This window comes from uncultured Enterovirga sp., assembly GCF_964242715.1.
In the GTDB taxonomy this organism is placed as follows: domain Bacteria; phylum Pseudomonadota; class Alphaproteobacteria; order Rhizobiales; family Beijerinckiaceae; genus Enterovirga.
On sequence record NZ_CAXTAZ010000051.1, the window covers coordinates 35164 to 35932 of the forward strand.

At 58.9% G+C, this 769-nt stretch carries 1 protein-coding gene and 1 pseudogene (1 of these 2 cut by a window edge); both read right to left on the reverse strand.

Annotated features, from left to right (window positions below; all coding sequences use genetic code 11):
- Positions 1 to 21 (reverse strand): annotated as a pseudogene (locus ACFE87_RS20195) (IS481 family transposase); its annotated part reaches 188 nt to the left of the window's first position; the annotation flags it as partial.
- Between the two features lie 359 nt (positions 22 to 380).
- The coding region (locus ACFE87_RS20200; RefSeq protein ID WP_375461454.1) for a LysE family transporter at positions 381 to 769 on the reverse strand (389 nt) is incomplete at its 5' end.

Sequence of the window (769 nt, forward strand, 5' to 3'; positions counted from 1 at the left end):
GCTCGCTTGACTATGCTGTATCGCTCGACGGACTGCCGCTGTCGTCGTGGCGCTCCCATGGTGAACCTGTCCCACAGCGCATCCTTCCACTCGCGTGAGAAGACTGCACCATCAAACCTTGGGATCAAACATCTAGCAGAACGCGATATCCGAGCGTAATCATAGCGTTAGCCGCCGCCGCTCGTTCTTTCTGTGTTCGTGTGGGCCTGTGAAATTCTCCGCAAGCGGTCTGATCCGATGCGCGACAGCCTCAGGCACCGCCGGCGAGCCAGTTCAACGTTATTTTCGATAGTCTAGAGTGCACATGCCTCCTCGGGGCCGACGCGGGCGGGAGTGCCGCGAAGATGCTCGCATACAATCGCGGTCTTCGGATTGCTTAGCTAGATGACTAGCCCCAACGTGAACGACCGATACATCGAAGACTGTCGCGCCACGCCCGCGTCCGCGATGTCGAACGGTTCCGACGCGCCGCGCCATATGCGGATACCGAGATAGACGAGATAGAGGCCGCCGAGAAGGCGAAGCGCAAGGTACAGCCATTCTACCTGGAGAAGGATCGTCACGAAACCGAGCAGCGCCAATGTCCCGAAAGTCGCGCCTCCGACGCCCATACCAAAAGCTGCCGCCAGTCCATCCATACGTGACGACTTCACGTCAGGTGACTTAGGTCGTACATCCGCCGCGCCTTTCTCGGAGCTATCGTTGCACGATGTCTCGACGCCCGCGGTACCCGGTTCCATAGACATGCCCTCGGCGAATTGTTCTATTC